Source organism: Microbacterium sp. SW12 (assembly GCF_055391095.1).
In genome coordinates, this window is the sequence record NZ_AP024335.1 from 2,697,947 (window position 1) to 2,714,440 (window position 16,494).

The following is a 16,494-nucleotide window of genomic DNA, read 5'->3' on the forward strand; positions in this document are numbered from 1 at the left end:
CACCATCCGCGCGAGCCCCAATCCCAGCCGAGTTGTCCTTCACCCGCGCGAGTTGTCCTTCCTCCGCGCGAGTTGTCCTTCCTCCGCGCGAGTTGTCCTTCACCCACATCGAGCAACTAAGGACAACTCGACTCAAGGAAGGACAAGTCGGCTGAAAGGAGGACAAGTCGGCTGAGCGAAGGACAACTGGGCTGAAGGAGGGAGGTGCGTGGAACACTGATGACATGGAGTTGCACATCACCGGCGACGAGGCTGCTGACCGTCTGCTGTCGCATGACCCGCTGGCCCTCCTGATCGGGATGCTGCTGGATCAGCAGATCGCGATGGAGACCGCGTTCACGGGCCCGAAGAAGATCAAAGACCGCACCGGAGAGCTTTCGGCATCCGCCCTCGCTGCATACGCCCCCGAAGCATTCGTCGAGGTGTTCCGCCAGACCCCGGCCGTGCACCGGTTTCCGGGATCGATGGCGGGTCGGGTGCAGGCGCTGTGCGAGGCTGTCGCGACCGACTGGGATGACGACGCCGCTGCCATCTGGACGAAAGGCAATCCCGATGGCGCCGAGGTGTTGAGACGACTGAAGAAGCTGCCCGGGTTCGGGGAGCAGAAGGCGAAGATCTTCCTCGCACTGCTCGGGAAGCAGTACGGCTTCGACGGGGACGGATGGCGCGAGGCCTCGGCTCCCTACGGCGAAGCAGGCTCGTTCCGCAGCGTCGCTGACATCACCAGCCCCGAGTCCCTTGCGAAGGTGCGAGAGCACAAGAAGGCGATGAAGGCTGCCGCCAAGGGCTGATACTCACCCTCGATTCCGCAGCCTGTGTCAGGCGCCGGTGAGGCGCTCGCCGAGGTAGGTTTCGACGTTCTCGAGCGGCACACGCTCTTGGGCCATCGTGTCGCGATCACGCACCGTGACGGCGTTGTCGTCGAGGGAATCGAAGTCGACGGTGACGCAGAACGGGGTACCGATCTCGTCCTGTCGGCGGTAACGGCGACCGATCGCGCCTGCATCGTCGAAATCGACAGCCCAGTGCCCGCGCAAGCGATCAGCCAGTCCGCGGGCGAGCGGCGACAGGGCCTCGTTACGCGACAGCGGCAGCACAGCGACCTTGACCGGCGCCAGGCGCGGGTCAAGCTTCAAGACGGTCCGGGTGTCGGTGCCACCCTTCGCGTTGGGAACCTCTTCTTCGCGGTAAGCGTCGACGAGGAACGCCATCATGGCGCGAGTAAGCCCGAACGAGGGCTCGATGACATACGGGGTGTACTTCTCGCCCGAGGCTTGGTCGAAGTAGGTCAGGCTCTGCCCGGATGCCTCGGCATGGCTCTTCAGGTCGTAGTCGGTGCGGTTGGCGACCCCCATGAGCTCGCCCCACTCCTTGCCCGGGAACCCGAAGCGGTACTCGACGTCGATCGTGCCGGCGGAGTAGTGGGCGCGATCCTCCTCGGGCACATCGAAGCGCCGCATGTTCGCTGGGTCGATACCGAGGTCGGTAAACCAGTCCCAGCACGCCTCGACCCAGTGGTCGAACCACTCCGGAGCCTCGGCCGGGGGAGTGAAGTACTCGATCTCCATCTGCTCGAACTCGCGGGTTCGGAAGATGAAGTTGCCGGGGGTGATTTCGTTGCGGAACGCCTTGCCGACCTGACCGATCCCGAAGGGCGGCTTCTTGCGGCTCGCGGTGAGCACGTTCGTGAAGTTCACGAAGATGCCCTGCGCGGTTTCGGGGCGGAGGTAGTACAGGCCCGACTCGTCGTCGACGACCCCGAGGTAGGTCTTGACCAGACCCGAGAACGCGCGGGGTTCGGTGTACTGGCCCTTCGTGCCGCAGTTGGGGCACGGCACGTCGGCCAGCCCGTTCTCGGCGGTGCGACCCTTGCGCGCCTCGAAGTCCTCGATGAGGTTGTCGGCGCGGAACCGCTTGTGGCACTGCAGGCACTCGACGAGGGGGTCGGTGAAGGTCGCGACGTGCCCGGATGCCTCCCACACGCGCTTGGGCAGGATGATCGAGGAATCGAGGCCGACCATGTCGCCGCGCCCGCGGACGAAGGTCTGCCACCACTGACGGCGGATGTTCTCTTTGAGCTCGGTGCCGAGCGGACCGTAGTCCCATGCGGAGCGGGAGCCCCCGTAGATCTCGCCGGCTTGGAAGACGAACCCGCGGTGGCGGGCAAGGGCGATCACTTTGTCGAGGCGGGACTGCTCGGCCACGGAGGAACTCCTGGGTCGGGGATGCGCTGCGCGCGAGGGTATCGCGGATGCCGCGACATCCGTCGATTCTATCCGTCGCGACTCACTGGCCGCGTGCCGTGTGGGTTCCGAGGACGACGTCGACGAGCCGCTCGGCCTCACCGTCGTCCCCGTTCGAGGGCGCGAAGACGCGTAGGACGATCGCGCCGACCAGAAGCTCGATGATCGAGGAGATGGGTGCTGTCGGCGGCAGTTCGCCATCGGTCACGCCCTTTTCGAGCCGATGCACGAGGTCACCGTCAGCCCCGAGTCGCTCGCGAATGCGCTCGCCGATCGCAGGGTTGGTCGTTCCCGCTGCCAGCAGCGACCGGAGCATCTCGTCATGCCCGGGGTCATCGACGAAGTCCAGGACGATACGCATCCAGCTCGCCAGATCGTCTCGCAGTGTCCCCGTGAAGCTGGGCGCGAAGTGTTCGGGCATCAGGAAGCCCTCGATGAGCGCCTCGGCGACCAGGTCGCTCTTTCCCGGCCACCACCGATAGATCGTCTGCTTGCCGGCCCCCGCCTCGGCGGCGATCCCCTCAATGCTGAGGTTGCCGAACCCTCTCTCCAGGAACAGGCGAGCTGTCGCGCGCAGGATCGCCAGGCGCGCCTCTTCGCTGCGCGGGGGGCCACCTCGTCGCCCGGTGGAGATGGGCAGGGCTTCGGTCATGTCGGTCACAGTATCCATCCTCGAGTCAGTGTCCGTCTTCGACTCAGCATGCGAGACGGTACGTATCGTATGCTGTCGGTTGCTCTCCCCCGCGTCCCGCCCGAAAGGTGACCATGGCTGAACTGCTGTACCGGCTCGGCAAGGCTTCTGCCCAGCGCGCGTGGATCGTGATCGTCGCCTGGGTCGCGGTTCTCGGTCTCGCGGGCGGCGCCTTCGCCCTGGGCGCCGGCACGCTGGCCACGAGTTTCGACGTTCCCGGAACCGCATCGGGCGAGGTAACCGACGAGCTCGCCCAGAAGCTCCCCAACTATTCGGGGGCCTCGGGTCAGATCGTGCTGCACACCGAAGATGGCGAGCCTTTCAGCGACGAACAGCGTGCGGAGGTCGCTGACCTTGCTGCAGGCATCCGCGACTTGCCCGACGTCGCCCGGGTCGTCGACCCGTTCGAGGCCGAACAGGAACGAGCCGACCGACAGCAGGAGATCACCGACGGGCGTGCCCAGCTCGAGCAAGGACGCGCGCAGCTCGAGTCCGGACAGGCACAGCTCGACGCCGCCCGAGCCGAGGTCGAGAGCGGACAGGCTCAGCTCCAGGACGCACAGGAGCAACTGGATGCCGCCCGCGCGCAGGCTGAGGCAGGCGGCGCCCCCGCCTCCCAACTCGCGGCCCTCGACCAGCAGCAGGCTCCGCTGGATGCCCAGCGTCAACAGTTGGATGCCGCGAGCCAGCAGCTCGAGGCGCAACAGGCGGAACTCGATGCCTCTCGTGAGGAACTGGCCACCAACGAGACGCAGCTCGAGCTCGGTGCCGACCTGCTCGAGCTCTCAGAGGGCATCGGAGTGGTCTCCAGCGACGGCACTACCGCTCTCCTGAACGTCGCGTTCGATGTACCGCTGCTCGAACTCGACGCCGAAGCGAAGCAAGCGGTGATCGACTACGTCGAGGCGCACCCGATCGACGGAGTCGAGGTCGCTTTCTCGACGACCCTCGCGCAGTCCCTCCCGAACCTGATCGGTATCGGGGAGATCGCCGGTGTCGTCATCGCCGCGATCGTGCTGCTGGTCATGCTCGGCACCGTCATTGCCGCCGCGCTGCCCCTCGTCACGGCGCTGGTAGGAGTGGGGATCGCGGTCTTGGCGGCACTCTCCTTGTCGGGCGTGATCGACACGTCTTCTGTCACGCCGATCCTCGGGGTGATGCTCGGACTTGCCGTGGGCATCGACTACTCGCTGTTCATCATCAACCGTCACCGCAAGCAGCTGCTTGAGGGCGCTGACCTCCGCGAGTCGATTGGCCTGGCCAACGGCACCGCCGGCAACGCCGTGACGTTCGCAGGGTCGACGGTGATCATCGCGCTGCTTGCCCTGAATATCACCGGCATCCCGTTCCTCGGCCTCATGGGAACCGTCGGCGCCTTCGCTGTTCTCGTGGCGGTCCTCATCGCCATCACGCTGACTCCTGCACTCCTGCGGCTCGTCGGGATGCGGGTCCTGGGCCGGCGCGCCCGGGCGCGCGTTGGGACAGTGCACCACGCTGACGATCGAGCTCGCGCGATGCCGACCTGGCGTGCGCTGCTCACGGCAGTCGGCGCAATCGTGGCGCTGCTGGTCATCGCGATTCCTGCCCTGTCGATGCGCGTGGGCCTGCCCGACGGATCGAGTGAGCCGGAGGACTCGTACGCCTATCGGGCATACGAGCTGACCGCGGAAGCGTTCGGATCCGGCGCGAACAGCACGCTGCTGGTGACGGCGGCTCTGCCGGGTGACCTGGATGACACCGCTCAGCTGCAGGCTCAGCTCGACGTGGCGACAGCCCTGTCGGAGGTCGAGAACGTGGTGGCCGTCGCGCCGATCGCGGTATCGGATGACGGCACGCTCGCTGCGTTCCAGGTCATCCCGACCGAAGGGCCCAGCGCAGAGTCGACCGAACAAGTGGTCCGAGACCTTCGAGCCCTGCCTCCCGTTGACGGGGAGTACGAGCTCGGCGTAGCCGGGCAGGCGGCGATCAACATCGACATCTCCGAGAACATCGCCGGAGTCCTCCCGCTCTACATCAGCGTCGTCGTCGGCCTGTCGCTTCTCATCATGATCGTGGTGTTCCGGTCGCTGCTGGTGCCGCTGATCGCTACGGGCGGCTTCATCCTGTCGTTGTTCGCAACCTACGGCGCGACTGTCGCGGTGTTCCAGTGGGGGTGGGGAGCCCCGATCTTCGGCCTCCACAGCACGGGTCCGATCCTGAGCTTCCTGCCGGTGCTGCTGGTCGGCATCCTGTTCGGACTCGCGATGGACTACCAGCTGTTCCTGTCGTCGGGGATGCGGGAGGCCTACGTGCACGGCACGCCTGCGCGCGTCGCCGTCATGCGCGGCCTGCGGGCCGGGCGAGCGGTAGTGACAGCGGCGGGGCTCATCATGGTTTCGGTGTTCGGCGGCTTCATCTTCGCCGAATCGACGATGATCCGCTCGATCGGCTTCGGTCTCGCGTTCGGTGTGCTGCTCGATGCCTTCGTCGTACGGATGCTGCTCATGCCTGCCCTCATGCACTTGCTGGGACGCTCCGCCTGGTGGCTGCCGCGCTGGCTCGACCGCATCGTTCCCAATGTCGATGTGGAAGGCGCCAAGCTCGAACGCGCCCACCACGCGCCCTGGGCCGAGGAGGATCAGGCCGAGGTTTCCCACGAATCAGAACCCGCTGCGACGCAGGGGGAAGCGCTCACGCGGCGTGAACTGCGCGAACGCGGCGAACTGTAGCCAGCGGCCGGCGAGCGGCCCGGGCGTCTCTATTGCGTGATCGGCGCGACCACGTAGAGCAGCTGCGCCGTGCCGTCTTCCTGCTCGAGCAGAGTGACGCCCACGGTGTAGTCAGAGCCGGTGAACGACCAGATCTTCATCCCCCCGAAGTCGGACTCGGAGTCTGCGGTGTACCGGGCCTTCAGCTGCTCGATGATGCCCTCACCGTCGGCGACGCTCGGCAGTGTGTAGGTGACCGTGTAGCCACCGTCGACCGCGAGCGCAACGAGTGGTGAGCCGGAAGGGAGCGGGATGTCGGAGGGGAAGCCCTCCGGCACACTCGCGCCGTCACCGGTGTCGATGTCGACGCCGGTGGCGCCCTCGATGGCATCTTCGACGGTGTTGTTGATGAGCTGCTCGACCGGGTTCACGCATCCGGTCAGGGCAATGGCTCCGACGCCGAGCATGAGCGCGGCAGCGACGATTCGGGTCTTCATTGGTGTTCCTCCCCTGGGAGCGCGCGCCGACGCGAACACCGGCGATGGTCGGCTCCCACCTCTGAGTGTGGCGACTCGCTGTGCGCCCCGCAAGGGGCGGCGATCACACGGATGGTGAGCCGCTCGAAGACCGCGCAACTCCCAGCATCCGAGCAACCTCTCCGCTGCGCTGCGAGAACCCGATGAGGTCCTGCTCGTCGGGATAAGGCTGGAGCACAACAGTGGTTGCACCCGCGGCGAAGAATGCCTCGACCGTCTCGGCGACCATTGCCACGTCGCCGTGCGCGCGCTCGCGCCCCGCCGGCTCGTCGGATGCCGCGGACCCATCGGTGAACCGCGCCGGGAGGTACACCACGACGGGGTAGTCGTCAGCTCTCTCGGCTGCCGCAGTTCGTACCCGGCTCGCCGCAGCACGCAGTCGGCTCGGGCTCCAGCCCGAGGGAATGACCGTTCCGTCGGCGAGGGCCCCAGCTCTGTCGAGTGTCTTGGGTCCTTCTGCCGCGGCGAAGACGGGAACGGCGACGGTCGGCGGCCAGTCCAGGGCCACGTCATCGAGCTGAACGTACCGCCCGTCGATCGTGACCCGTTCCCCGGAAAGCAGCGCTCGCAGTGTCGGCAAGTACTCCGCCATCAGCGTGAGGGGGGATGCGTGCCGCGCGCCGACCTGCGCCATCCAGCTCTGCACCCCGTGGCCGACGCCGCCGATGATGCGCCCCGGAAACAGCCGCGAGAGGGTAGCGAGCTCCATGGCGGTCAGCGCGACGTTGCGAAGCGGCATGGGCAGCACACCGATCGCGACGGTCAGCTCGGTCGTGGCGGCCAGAGCCGCGGCAGCCGAGGCGATACCCGACTCGCGAAAGCAGTCCTCCCACAGCCACAGCTGGGGTACTCCGGCGTCCTCGACCGAGAGAGCCACTTCCCGGAGACGTTCGGGCGGGAAGGCGGGTTCGAACACGACACCGAGTGAGCGCATGCACCCACGCTAGAGCAGGCAGCCGACAAGCCCGGTGGGCCTCAGGAACCGAACCCGCAGTAGTCGGCCACGGCGTTCAGGATCTCGGCGCGCATGTCCGGCGGGGCCGCCAGCTCGATCTGGCCGTTCTCGCCGCCGACTGTCACATCCGTCGTGAAGATCGTGCCGCGCTTGTCTTCCTGCACGGCATGGGCATCGCAGCGGAACGGCTCGAGCACGATGTTCACCTCGCGGCGAGCGGTATCGCCGGCGGGGAGCTCGATCTGCAGCGGTAGCGCGGCGTCCGGTCCGGTGCCGGCGTCGCCGAAACCGAGGAGGTTGGTCGGGCGGATCGCCTCGATCCTCGCGCCACCGGCTCCGGTCGGCAGGACCCCGAGGGTGAGGATGCCGACACCTCCGCCCGCGCCAGGTTCGAAGTGCGTGAACGAGGCAGCCGCCGCGTCGCCGAGCGCGTCGGCGACACACTCGCGCGCGTGCATCGCCGGCAGGAACTCGAGCACGTCGGGAAGGTCTGCCCGCGCGATCCCCGAGCGCTCATCGAGACGCCACGCGAACTCCACGGTGGACGCCCCGTCATCGGGAACATCGCAGGCCGGCCTCGGGAGCTGGATACGAATGCCGACAGTGCTGCCCGGAGCGATGACACTCGTCCGTTGGAGCACGCGGTCGGCATCCGTCTCGAAACGCGGGTCAGCCACTGAGAGGGCGTCGACACTCAGCGGTGAGTCGGTGCCGTTGGTGATCTCGACCTGGGCCTGATGCAGCGCGACATCCGAGCGCTGCTGCACAAGCCGCACACTCACCCCCTCGGGAAGATCCTCGTTCGGGGCCGCGGAAGCACACGCGGCGATCCCGAGGACCAGCGCAGCACCCAGCATCACGGCGACGAGTCGCCGCTGACCCGAGGTACCGGCGGGGCCGGTCACCGGCGGAGCACCTCGCGGGCAACTGTCATGTCCTCCAGCGCGACAGGGTCGATCTCGATGCCCAGCCCGGGGCCCGTGGGCACCCGAACGTGGCCGTCTTCGAGAACGGCGGGCTCGGTGACGATGTCGCGATCGTAGAACCGCGAGGATGCCGAGATATCGCCCGGCAGCGTGAATCCGGGGAGGGCTGCCAGCGCAGCGTTCGCGGCGCGACCGATCCCCGTCTCGAGCATCCCGCCGCACCACACCGGCACGCCGGCGACTCGGCACAGGTCGTGAATACCCACGGCCTCGAGGTAGCCGCCCACGCGCCCCGCCTTGATGTTGATGACGGATGCCGACCCGAGCGCGAGAGCGTCGGCTGCAGCCTTCGACGACACGATCGACTCGTCCAGACACACCGGTGTGCGCAGGCGCTGGGCGAGCGTCGCATGGTCGACGAGGTCGTCCTCCTGCAGGGGCTGCTCGATCAGGAGCAGGTCGAACCTGTCGAGTTCGGCGAGGGTGTCGGCGTCAGCGAGCGTGTACGCGGAGTTGGCGTCCACCTGCAGCGGGATATCGCCGAAGGCATCCCGAACGGCGGCGGTGTCGGCGATGTCGCGGCCGGGCTTGATCTTGATCTTGATGCGGACGTACCCCTCGTCGAGGTATCCACGGACGGTGTCGACCAGAGCGGCGGGGTCGCGCTGGATGCCGACGCTCACACCCGAGGGCACGCGGTCGCGGATCGCGCCGAGGTACTGTCCGAACGGTCGCCCCTCGGCGCGCAGCGCGGCATCGAGTATCGCGAGTTCGAGCCCCGCTTTCGCCATCCGGTGCCCGACAAAGGGTTCCAAGACGGAGGCGACGTCTTCGGGGGTGAGAGTGTGCCGATCCAACAGCGCGGGGATGAGAAAGCGCAGCGACACGTCCCACGCGCCCTGCGTGTACTCGCTCGAGTACAGCGGAGACTCCTGCGTGACGATCTCACCCCAGCCGTCCCCATCGGCAGTCAGCGCCCGCGCGACGATGACCTCGCGCACCGTCTCGGTGCCGAAGGATGTCGTGAATGGCGAGACGAGCGGTAGGTGCAGCACCCGCAACTCGATTCCCTCGAGCGTCACTGTCGGAGCGGGCTGTGCGATCGGCATGCGGCAAGGCTAATCCTCGTTAGGCCAGATCGTTCAGTCGCGCCATATTGCGGGCCAACCGACCCGGCACCCGCAGTTAGGCGCGACCGAAATGGAGGCCACCATCGTTCAGTCGCGCCATATTGCGGGTCACCCAACCCACACCCCACACGAAGGCGCGACCGAAACCGGCCCGCACGACTCAGGCGTCGACGATGAGATAGCCCCGACGCTCGTCGAACCCACCGATGCGGCGGCCCGCGTTCACGTGGGTGAGCAGGGCGTCGCGGACGCGCCGTCGCTCGATGGCAGCGGCATCAGGTTCGCGGCGCCGGAGGGACTCGATGTCGCGGGGAATCGCGACGGATGCCCGGACCTCGGCATCCGTGGGGGTCGGAACCGGCGGCGCGGCCAGGGCCCACGACACCATGAGCCGATCCGATTCGTCGCCGCGGTTGACCCCGTCATCCATCGCGCCGTAGTGGTCCACGAGGTACTCGGTGACGCGCGCGCCCAGCACGGCCAGGTTGAAGTGGGCGTTGCGCGACACGAGCGGGTCGAAGGTCCACGTCACATGCCCGATGCCGCGGCGCAACCCCCACTCACGCTGGTGCTGCTTCAGCATCCGTCCGAAGCCCTGGCCCTGGGCGCTCGGCAGGATGCCGGTGATGTGCGAGTGCATGGATCGGGCTGCGGGTTCGGCGAAGAAGGCGACGGATGCCCCGACCATCCGCTCGTCCGCGAAGAACCCGACCGCGTAGTTGCCCGAATGGGCGAGGGCGCGCAGCAGGTTCGGCGGCATGCCGGTGCGGTCCCCTCCCCACACCTCCGACAGCACCGCGGAGGCTTCGAAAACCTCTGCCACGGTGTCGAGCTCGCGGATGCTGAGCCGGGCCGATTCGGTGTCGCTCATGAGGCCCTCGGTTCGCGGACGACGGGAATCGAGCCGGTCGCGGTGAGTTCGACCCCCGCCGTGATGACGTGTTCGGCGAACAGTCCCGGCCAGGCCATGACCCCGTAGGGCGTGCGGGCAACGATGAGGCGGCTGTTCGGCAGGAGCTCGTTGAGACGTGTCGCGGTGCGAAGCGGATGCGTCGGGTCACCCGTCCACGCCAGGATCAGCGTCGGCACATCGATGCGCGCGAGCTCCTCCTTCGGCGGCAGGTCAGCTGCCGCAGCTCCCCGCAGCACCGTCGGGAGGAGTGTCTCGTCGACCGCGGGAAGCGACTCGGGAGCATCCGCGAGGGCCGGCGGGACGGGCGTGGTGGAACCGAGCTTCACGAAAGCCTCGACACCGTGGCGTTCGATGAGCTCCGCGTTCGTTCGGTAGACCTCGGCCTGCGCGCGGCGGGTACCCCATGCCGTCGGCGGAACCATGAGGGTCAAGCTCGCGAAGCGGACCGGATCCTTGAGTGCGGCGTGCAGCATCGTGCCGGTCCCCATCGATGGCCCCACGCCGTGAACCGCTTCACCGGGAGCGACGGCATCCAGCACCGCCAGGAGGTCGTCGGCGAGGTTGTCCCACCGGTAGTCGAGCGGATCCTCGGTCCCCGTCGAGCCACCGTGGCCGCGCGCGTCGATGCGGAGGATGCGGTGATCCCGAAGGGCCCGGCCGAGGTCAAGACCGAGGTGGCTGTCTCGGCTGCGGCTGGACATCAGACCGTGCAATTGGACGACCAGCGGACCGTCATCACCGGTCACATCGAAGTCGAGTGTGGCGCCTCGAATCCGCAGCGTGCTCACGTGCCCTCCCGGGCGTCCTCTGTGCGAAACGGTTGCCGCCTAGACTACGCGCGATGCGCTTGACGAACGTCGCCCGAATGACGCTGCCCCCAGGCCGAGTCCGCAGCCTCGTGTTTCCCGCCGAGGCTCTGCCCGACGCGGAGCCGCTGACGCTGTCCTTCGACCAGGGTCGGCACGTCTCCGAAGGAGATCGACCCGGATCGTGGATGGCGATCTCGTTCCGCCTGCGCACACCGGCAGCCCCCGACGAGATCGCTGACGCGTGGGCCACCGTCGTCGACAGGCACGGCACCCTCAGTACCGTGTTCGAACGGGACGATGACGGGACCGTGCGGGTACGACCGGCGCGACTGGGAGTCGGACGGTGGGTGACGCATCCGGCACCGCCCGAGCGGCTGACACGCGAAGTGCTGCGCGAAGTGCTCGACGACGGATGCCGGCCCTTCGCCACCCCCTCCCACCGGCTGTGCCTCATCGAACCCGGTGGCGGGGCCGACCCGACGATCGTGATCGCCTCCGATCACGCACACGTCGACATGTGGTCGCTTCTCGTACTCGCGCGGGATCTCGCCGAGGTCGTCGACGACGAGCGGGAGGATCGCACGCCGGGTGGGGCGCTGCCTGCACCGCGAGCGTTCGCCGAGCACTCCGCAGAGCTTGCGGCCCGCGCTCCCGCGCCCGAAGCGATCACGACCCGATGGGCGGAGATCCTGGATGCCGAGGGCGGCCAGATGCCGCTGTTCCCCCTGACGTTGGGCGACGTCGCGGGGTCGCGATCGGAGATCGTCGATGTTCGCGACGTCTTCGACGGCTCCGAGTTCGAGGCCTTCTGCGAGCGCGCCGCCGCCGCGGGGGTCCGCGCTATCGCTATCGCGGTATCGGTCATGACGCGCGTGAGCCTCGCGATGGGTGACCAGCCGCTGCGCGCGGTGTTCCCCGTGCACAGCCGGCACGATCCGCAGTGGCACGACTCGGTCGGATGGTTCATCACGAACGCCGTGATCGAGTCATCCGACCCCTCGCCCCTCGCATGCGCCCAAGCGGTGAAGGAAGCGATCGGCCTCGGCTCGCATCCGCTCGGCCCGATCCTTGCTCCCTACGGCGGCATGCCGGCAACCCCCGGGATGTTCGCGGTCTCGTGGCTGGATACGGGGCGGCTCCCGATCGCGCCGGGCAGGCTCCGCGACATCCAATACGTGTCGGCGGTGGTGCGCACCGACGGCGTCATGATCTGGTTCATCGCGAACGAGACAGGCCTGCACCTGCGCTGCCGCTACCCCGACACCCCGGAGGCCCGCCGAAACGTCGGCGCCTGGCTGGATGCCGTCCACTCCGGACTGCGCGACACGATCGGCGCCTCCTGAGGCCCGTCCGGCAGAATCGATCCATGCCCGCCGCCCAGCTTCCCGTCGATTACGCCTGCCTCATCGTCCATGGCACGGACTCCCCCGGCATCGTGGCGGCGGTCTCGGCGCTGATCACGCGGCAGGGCGCGAACATCGTGCAATTCGACCAGTACTCCGACAACCCTGCCGGCGGCGCCTACTTCCAGCGCGTCGTCTTCCACCGGCCAGGCCTGCGCGAGGCGCTGCCCGCGATAGAAGACGACCTTGCCACGACCCTGGGCGACGGGTTCGATCTGCAGTGGGCGATCACCGACCAGTCGGTTCCGAAGCGGATGGCGATCCTCGCCTCGAAGCAGGACCACTGTCTGCTCGACCTCCTGTGGCGTCATCGTCGCGGCGAACTGCCGGTGGAGATCCCGGTCGTCATCTCGAATCACACGGATGCCGAGGCTGATGTCACCGGTTTCGGCATCCCCTTCGTGCACGTGCCTTCGGTCGCCGGGCCCGACAAGAGCGCCAGTGAAGCCCGCATCCTCGAGGTGCTGGCTGACGCGGATGCCGACTTCGTGGTTCTCGCCCGCTACATGCAGATCCTGAGCGGCGAGTTCCTCGAGAGCGTGCGGGTGCCCGTGATCAACATTCACCACTCGTTCCTTCCAGCGTTCGTCGGCGCCCAGCCCTACCGCCAGGCGAAGACCCGCGGCGTGAAGCTCATCGGAGCGACCTCGCACTACGTCACCACCGACCTCGACGAGGGGCCGATCATCGAGCAAGACATCGTGCGGGTCACCCACGCCGACACTGCTGCAGACCTCGAACGACGTGGCGCTGACGTGGAACGTGCAGTGCTTTCGCGCGCCGTGCTCTGGCACGCGCAAGATCGCGTCATCCGTCACGGAAACCACACCATCGTCTTCTGACCGCTCGGTCCCACGGGGCACATTGTCGCGACACCGAAGCGCCGGATAGGCTCGCGGAGTCCCCTATCTCGAGGAAGAGGCAGCTCATGGCCATTGCAGTGACAAATCCTGCAACCGGCGAAGTCATCGAAACCTTCGAGCCTCACGATGAGGCCGAGGTCGAGCGCCGCATTGCCGCCGCACAGTCGGCGTTCGTCGCGCTGCGCGATACGACGTTCGCCGAGCGCGCCGGATGGATGCGCAAGGCTGCCGAGCTGCTGGAAGCTGACGTCGACGAGATGGCGCGCACCATCACGATCGAGATGGGGCGTCCCCTCGCCCAGTCGCGAGCCGAGGTGCTCAAGTGCGCTCGCGGATGCCGGTTCTACGCCGACAACGCCGAGGACTTCCTGGCCACAGAGGAGCTTGCCGACCCCTCGTCGGTGAAGGCCTCGGCCGCCGGGACCCGCTGGGCACCGCTGGGCGTCGTGCTTGCGGTCATGCCCTGGAATTACCCGCTGTGGCAGGTGATGCGCTTCGCTGCCCCGGCGCTCATGGCCGGCAACACGGGGCTACTGAAGCACGCCTCTAACGTTCCGCGTTCCGCGCTCTACCTTGACACTCTCTTCGAGCGCGCCGGATTCCCGGTCGGCTCCTTCCACACGCTGCTCATCCCGGCATCCGGAGTCGAGCGGGTCCTCCGCGACTCGCGGGTCGTGGCCGCGACCCTGACCGGTTCGGAGCCCGCCGGTCGCTCGCTCGCTTCCATCGCGGGCAGCGAGGTCAAGCACGTCGTGCTCGAGCTCGGTGGCTCGGATCCGTTCGTCGTGATGCCGACGGCGGACCTCGATGCTGCGGCATCCGTCGCTGTCACCGCCCGAAACCAGAACAACGGGCAGTCGTGTATCGCTGCCAAGCGGTTCATCGTCCACACTGACGTCTACGACGACTTCGTGGGGCGTTTCGTGCAGAAGACGGCGGCTCTGCGCGTGGGCGACCCTCTGGAGGACGGAACCGATGTCGGCCCCGTCGCGACCGAGAGCGGTCGGGATGAGCTTGCCGAACTCGTTGGCGATGCGATCGAGCGCGGCGCACAGGTGCTGACGGGCGGCTCCGTTCCCGACCGCCCGGGCTGGTTCTACCCGCCGACCGTCCTCGCCGGCATCACGCGGGACATGCGCCTGTTCCAGGAGGAGGCGTTCGGCCCCGTGGCTACCGTCTACCGGGTCGACTCTCGCGAGGAGGCCGTCGAGATCGCCAACGCGACGACGTTCGGTCTGTCATCCTCGCTGTGGAGCTCCGACGACGACGAGATCGACTGGTTCATCGACCGCCTCGAAGCCGGCGCTGTGTTCGTCAACGGCATGACGGTCTCACACCCCGAGCTGCCCTTCGGCGGAATCAAGAACTCGGGCGTTGGCCGCGAGCTTGCCGCAGCAGGCATCCGAGAGTTCATGAATCTGAAGACAGTCTGGCGCGCCTAGCCGCCCGCGTTCGTTTGCCGCAACACGCCGCCCGACGGATGCCGAGCGCACACTTTGCGGCAAACGAGAAGCCTGCACTCGATGAAGAGAGCCCGCATGAATCGCCGCGACCACATGGGACCACTCATCCTCCGCAGCGCCATCGTGGCGGCGCTCGCGACAGGCCTGCTCCTCGGCGAGCGCCTGCTCCCGTACTTCACGAGTCAAAGCAGCATCATCGCGCTGGCCTACGTCGTAACGACGCTGGTTGTGACGATCCAGCGACGCACGAGCACCCCTCCGGCGCCGCGTCTTCGGGGTGCCGTCACATTTTGGCTCCTGACAACGGCGCTGATCTCGCACATCTTGAACAACCGGGGCGAGAGCCCGCTGCCCGGCCTCGTCGTCGCGGACCCAGCGCTCGCGATCGACAACTGGGGGCTCTTCCTGCTGCACTACGTGGCGCCGGGGCTCGTCCTCCTGGACTGGGCACTCTTCGGGCCGCATGGCATCGTCCGCTGGCGCGACACGCTGCTGTGGCTGCTCTACCCGATCGGCTATGGCGTGGTGATGATCGCGCGCGGTGCGCTTCTGCCGGAGATCAACGTGCGCTACCCCTACCCGTTCCTCGATCCGACGCTCAACGGCGTCGACGGAATGCTCCTGGCGCTCTTACGGGTCGTCGTGATGCTCGCGGTGATCTCCCTTGCGGTCGTGGCTCTCGACCGTCTGTCGGGGTTCGTCTCGCGCCGGCTGACGGCACCATCCATCGATCCCGCCGCACCGCCATCTACCGCGAGCGCGCCGAGTGAGGTCACGGACCACTGAGGGTGTTCACCCCGGCTACGTGTGCCCGGTTCGCTTGCCGCAACACGCCGCGCGACGGATGCCGAGCGCACAGTTTGCGGCAAACGAACCGCAGGGGCTCGGCGCATCCGTCAGGGAAGGACGACGATCTTGCCGGGCTCGTGCGACGACTCGAGCGCCTGGAATGCCGCCACCACGTCGTCCAGCGGGTACGTAGCCACAACCGGGAAGACGATCCTGCCGGCGGCGATGTCTTCGCCGAGGGCCCGCAGGTTCTCCGGCGTGCGGGCCTCCCGCTCGACATTGTGTACGCCCAGCTCGTCGAGGGCCGCGTAGGCGGCGATCGCGACCATCCGGTCGGCGGGAACGCCCAGAGCGACCCCGGCATCGAGCGCGTCGCGGCCGTGGCAATCCATGACGGCCGTGATCTCGCCGAGTTCGCGCACCCTGTCGGCGAGTCCGTCGCCGTACTCGACCGGCTCGACGCCGAGCGATCGCAAGAAGTCGTGGTTGGCGACGGATGCCGACCCGATCACTCGCGCTCCGCGTGCGATCGCGAGCTGCGAGGCCACCAGTCCGACGGCGCCGCTCGCGCCACCGACCAGCACGACATCGTCCTCGTCGACCGGGACGGTTGCCAAACACGAGACCGCGGTCAGGCCGGCAACATGCAGCCCACCGGCGACCTCGACCGCAAGCCCCTCGGGCCGCCGTGCGATCTCTGCCGCGTTCGCGACCACCTGATCGGCGATCGCGCCCGCGGCGCGGCCCATGACGGCATCCCCGACAGAGACCGGCGTCCCGTCCGCATAGGCGGCCCCCTCGCCGACCGCGATGACGGTGCCGGCGAAGTCGCCACCGATGCGTCGCGGAAACGGGGCGTCCGAGGGGATGAATCCGCCGCGAGCCTTCGCGTCGTAGGGGTTCAGCCCGGCAGCTTCGACGGCGACCAGCACCTTCCGTGCGCCCGGCGAAGGGTCTTCGACCTCGGTCACGAACAGGACCTCGGGTCCTCCGACTTCGTTGTACATGGCTGCGCGGGTCATACCCTCGAGCGTAGCGAGGCGGGCGCCGATGCGGACCGAGCAGGGCTATATGAATCCCACGGGA

15 protein-coding genes are annotated in these 16,494 nt (G+C 67.8%); 6 read left to right on the forward strand and 9 right to left on the reverse strand.

What is annotated here, in order from left to right:
• Positions 1 to 224 precede the first annotated feature (224 nt).
• A complete protein-coding gene (locus MICSW_RS13630; RefSeq protein ID WP_464496290.1) occupies positions 225 to 791 on the forward strand; it encodes an HhH-GPD-type base excision DNA repair protein in 567 nt (188 codons plus the stop codon).
• A 27-nt stretch (positions 792 to 818) separates the two neighbouring features.
• Here MICSW_RS13630 and MICSW_RS13635 read toward each other — a convergent pair whose 3' ends face one another.
• Together MICSW_RS13635 and MICSW_RS13640 are read right to left on the reverse strand one after the other, a co-directional pair.
• Positions 819 to 2,204 carry a glycine--tRNA ligase gene (locus MICSW_RS13635; protein ID WP_292732165.1) on the reverse strand — a complete coding sequence of 462 codons (1,386 nt, stop codon included), beginning with the start codon at positions 2,202 to 2,204 and terminating at the stop codon, positions 819 to 821.
• A gap of 82 nt (positions 2,205 to 2,286) precedes the next feature.
• Positions 2,287 to 2,895: a TetR/AcrR family transcriptional regulator gene (locus MICSW_RS13640; protein WP_464498410.1), complete on the reverse strand. Its 609-nt coding sequence runs from the start codon at positions 2,893 to 2,895 to the stop codon at positions 2,287 to 2,289.
• 113 nt (positions 2,896 to 3,008) lie between these two features.
• On the opposite strand from MICSW_RS13640, the gene MICSW_RS13645 reads away from it, so the two are divergent.
• Entirely contained in the window at positions 3,009 to 5,642 is a 2,634-nt protein-coding gene (locus MICSW_RS13645) for an MMPL family transporter (RefSeq protein WP_464496291.1), read from the forward strand.
• A gap of 29 nt (positions 5,643 to 5,671) precedes the next feature.
• Here the strand turns inward: MICSW_RS13645 and MICSW_RS13650 are convergent, their stop codons facing one another.
• From MICSW_RS13650 to MICSW_RS13675, 6 genes are all read right to left on the reverse strand, one after another.
• Complete coding sequence (locus MICSW_RS13650) at positions 5,672 to 6,118, reverse strand: hypothetical protein (RefSeq protein WP_228178321.1); 447 nt, start codon at positions 6,116 to 6,118, stop codon at positions 5,672 to 5,674.
• A gap of 103 nt (positions 6,119 to 6,221) precedes the next feature.
• Positions 6,222 to 7,091: an LLM class flavin-dependent oxidoreductase gene (locus MICSW_RS13655; protein WP_228178320.1), complete on the reverse strand. Its 870-nt coding sequence runs from the start codon at positions 7,089 to 7,091 to the stop codon at positions 6,222 to 6,224.
• Positions 7,092 to 7,132: 41 nt separating this feature from the next.
• Positions 7,133 to 8,017, reverse strand: a complete 885-nt coding sequence (locus MICSW_RS13660) for a hypothetical protein (RefSeq protein WP_464496292.1) — start codon at positions 8,015 to 8,017, stop codon at positions 7,133 to 7,135.
• On the reverse strand, positions 8,014 to 9,147 hold the full coding sequence (gene menC / locus MICSW_RS13665) for an o-succinylbenzoate synthase (protein ID WP_464496293.1): 1,134 nt from the start codon (positions 9,145 to 9,147) through the stop codon (positions 8,014 to 8,016). Before menC ends, MICSW_RS13660 begins: the two co-directional genes overlap by 4 nt.
• A 181-nt stretch (positions 9,148 to 9,328) precedes the next feature.
• The gene (locus MICSW_RS13670) at positions 9,329 to 10,039 is read right to left on the reverse strand and encodes a GNAT family N-acetyltransferase (RefSeq protein ID WP_292725940.1); all 711 of its coding nucleotides are present in this window, start codon (positions 10,037 to 10,039) and stop codon (positions 9,329 to 9,331) included.
• On the reverse strand, positions 10,036 to 10,869 hold the full coding sequence (locus MICSW_RS13675; protein ID WP_228178313.1) for an alpha/beta fold hydrolase: 834 nt from the start codon (positions 10,867 to 10,869) through the stop codon (positions 10,036 to 10,038). Before MICSW_RS13675 ends, MICSW_RS13670 begins: the two co-directional genes overlap by 4 nt.
• A gap of 53 nt (positions 10,870 to 10,922) precedes the next feature.
• Between MICSW_RS13675 and MICSW_RS13680 the strand changes: the two genes are divergently transcribed.
• The 4 genes from MICSW_RS13680 (at position 10,923) to MICSW_RS13695 (ending at position 15,405) form a co-directional block, all read left to right on the forward strand.
• Complete coding sequence (locus tag MICSW_RS13680; protein ID WP_464496294.1) at positions 10,923 to 12,233, forward strand: condensation domain-containing protein; 1,311 nt, start codon at positions 10,923 to 10,925, stop codon at positions 12,231 to 12,233.
• 23 nt (positions 12,234 to 12,256) lie between these two features.
• The gene (gene purU / locus MICSW_RS13685) at positions 12,257 to 13,135 is read left to right on the forward strand and encodes a formyltetrahydrofolate deformylase (protein ID WP_464496295.1); all 879 of its coding nucleotides are present in this window, start codon (positions 12,257 to 12,259) and stop codon (positions 13,133 to 13,135) included.
• Between the two features lie 86 nt (positions 13,136 to 13,221).
• Positions 13,222 to 14,598 (forward strand): NADP-dependent succinic semialdehyde dehydrogenase, encoded by a 1,377-nt coding sequence (locus tag MICSW_RS13690; RefSeq protein ID WP_228178310.1) that lies wholly within the window; start codon positions 13,222 to 13,224, stop codon positions 14,596 to 14,598.
• 96 nt (positions 14,599 to 14,694) lie between these two features.
• On the forward strand, positions 14,695 to 15,405 hold the full coding sequence (locus tag MICSW_RS13695; protein WP_464496296.1) for a Pr6Pr family membrane protein: 711 nt from the start codon (positions 14,695 to 14,697) through the stop codon (positions 15,403 to 15,405).
• A gap of 110 nt (positions 15,406 to 15,515) precedes the next feature.
• Here the strand turns inward: MICSW_RS13695 and MICSW_RS13700 are convergent, their stop codons facing one another.
• Positions 15,516 to 16,430 (reverse strand): NADP-dependent oxidoreductase, encoded by a 915-nt coding sequence (locus MICSW_RS13700; protein ID WP_464496297.1) that lies wholly within the window; start codon positions 16,428 to 16,430, stop codon positions 15,516 to 15,518.
• Between the last annotated feature and the right edge of the window lie 64 nt (positions 16,431 to 16,494).

Excerpts from the sequence above, each read along its gene's own strand:
- MICSW_RS13630 (WP_464496290.1), top strand. The coding sequence starts at position 225 with ATGGAGTTGCACATCACCGGCGACGAGGCTGCTGACCGTCTGCTGTCG.
- MICSW_RS13640 (WP_464498410.1), bottom strand. The coding sequence starts at position 2,895 with ATGACCGAAGCCCTGCCCATCTCCACCGGGCGACGAGGTGGCCCCCCG.
- MICSW_RS13645 (WP_464496291.1), top strand. The coding sequence starts at position 3,009 with ATGGCTGAACTGCTGTACCGGCTCGGCAAGGCTTCTGCCCAGCGCGCG.
- MICSW_RS13650 (WP_228178321.1), bottom strand. The coding sequence starts at position 6,118 with ATGAAGACCCGAATCGTCGCTGCCGCGCTCATGCTCGGCGTCGGAGCC.
- MICSW_RS13655 (WP_228178320.1), bottom strand. The coding sequence starts at position 7,091 with ATGCGCTCACTCGGTGTCGTGTTCGAACCCGCCTTCCCGCCCGAACGT.
- menC (WP_464496293.1), bottom strand. The coding sequence starts at position 9,147 with ATGCCGATCGCACAGCCCGCTCCGACAGTGACGCTCGAGGGAATCGAG.
- MICSW_RS13670 (WP_292725940.1), bottom strand. The coding sequence starts at position 10,039 with ATGAGCGACACCGAATCGGCCCGGCTCAGCATCCGCGAGCTCGACACC.
- MICSW_RS13680 (WP_464496294.1), top strand. The coding sequence starts at position 10,923 with ATGCGCTTGACGAACGTCGCCCGAATGACGCTGCCCCCAGGCCGAGTC.
- purU (WP_464496295.1), top strand. The coding sequence starts at position 12,257 with ATGCCCGCCGCCCAGCTTCCCGTCGATTACGCCTGCCTCATCGTCCAT.
- MICSW_RS13690 (WP_228178310.1), top strand. The coding sequence starts at position 13,222 with ATGGCCATTGCAGTGACAAATCCTGCAACCGGCGAAGTCATCGAAACC.
- MICSW_RS13695 (WP_464496296.1), top strand. The coding sequence starts at position 14,695 with ATGAATCGCCGCGACCACATGGGACCACTCATCCTCCGCAGCGCCATC.
- MICSW_RS13700 (WP_464496297.1), bottom strand. The coding sequence starts at position 16,430 with ATGACCCGCGCAGCCATGTACAACGAAGTCGGAGGACCCGAGGTCCTG.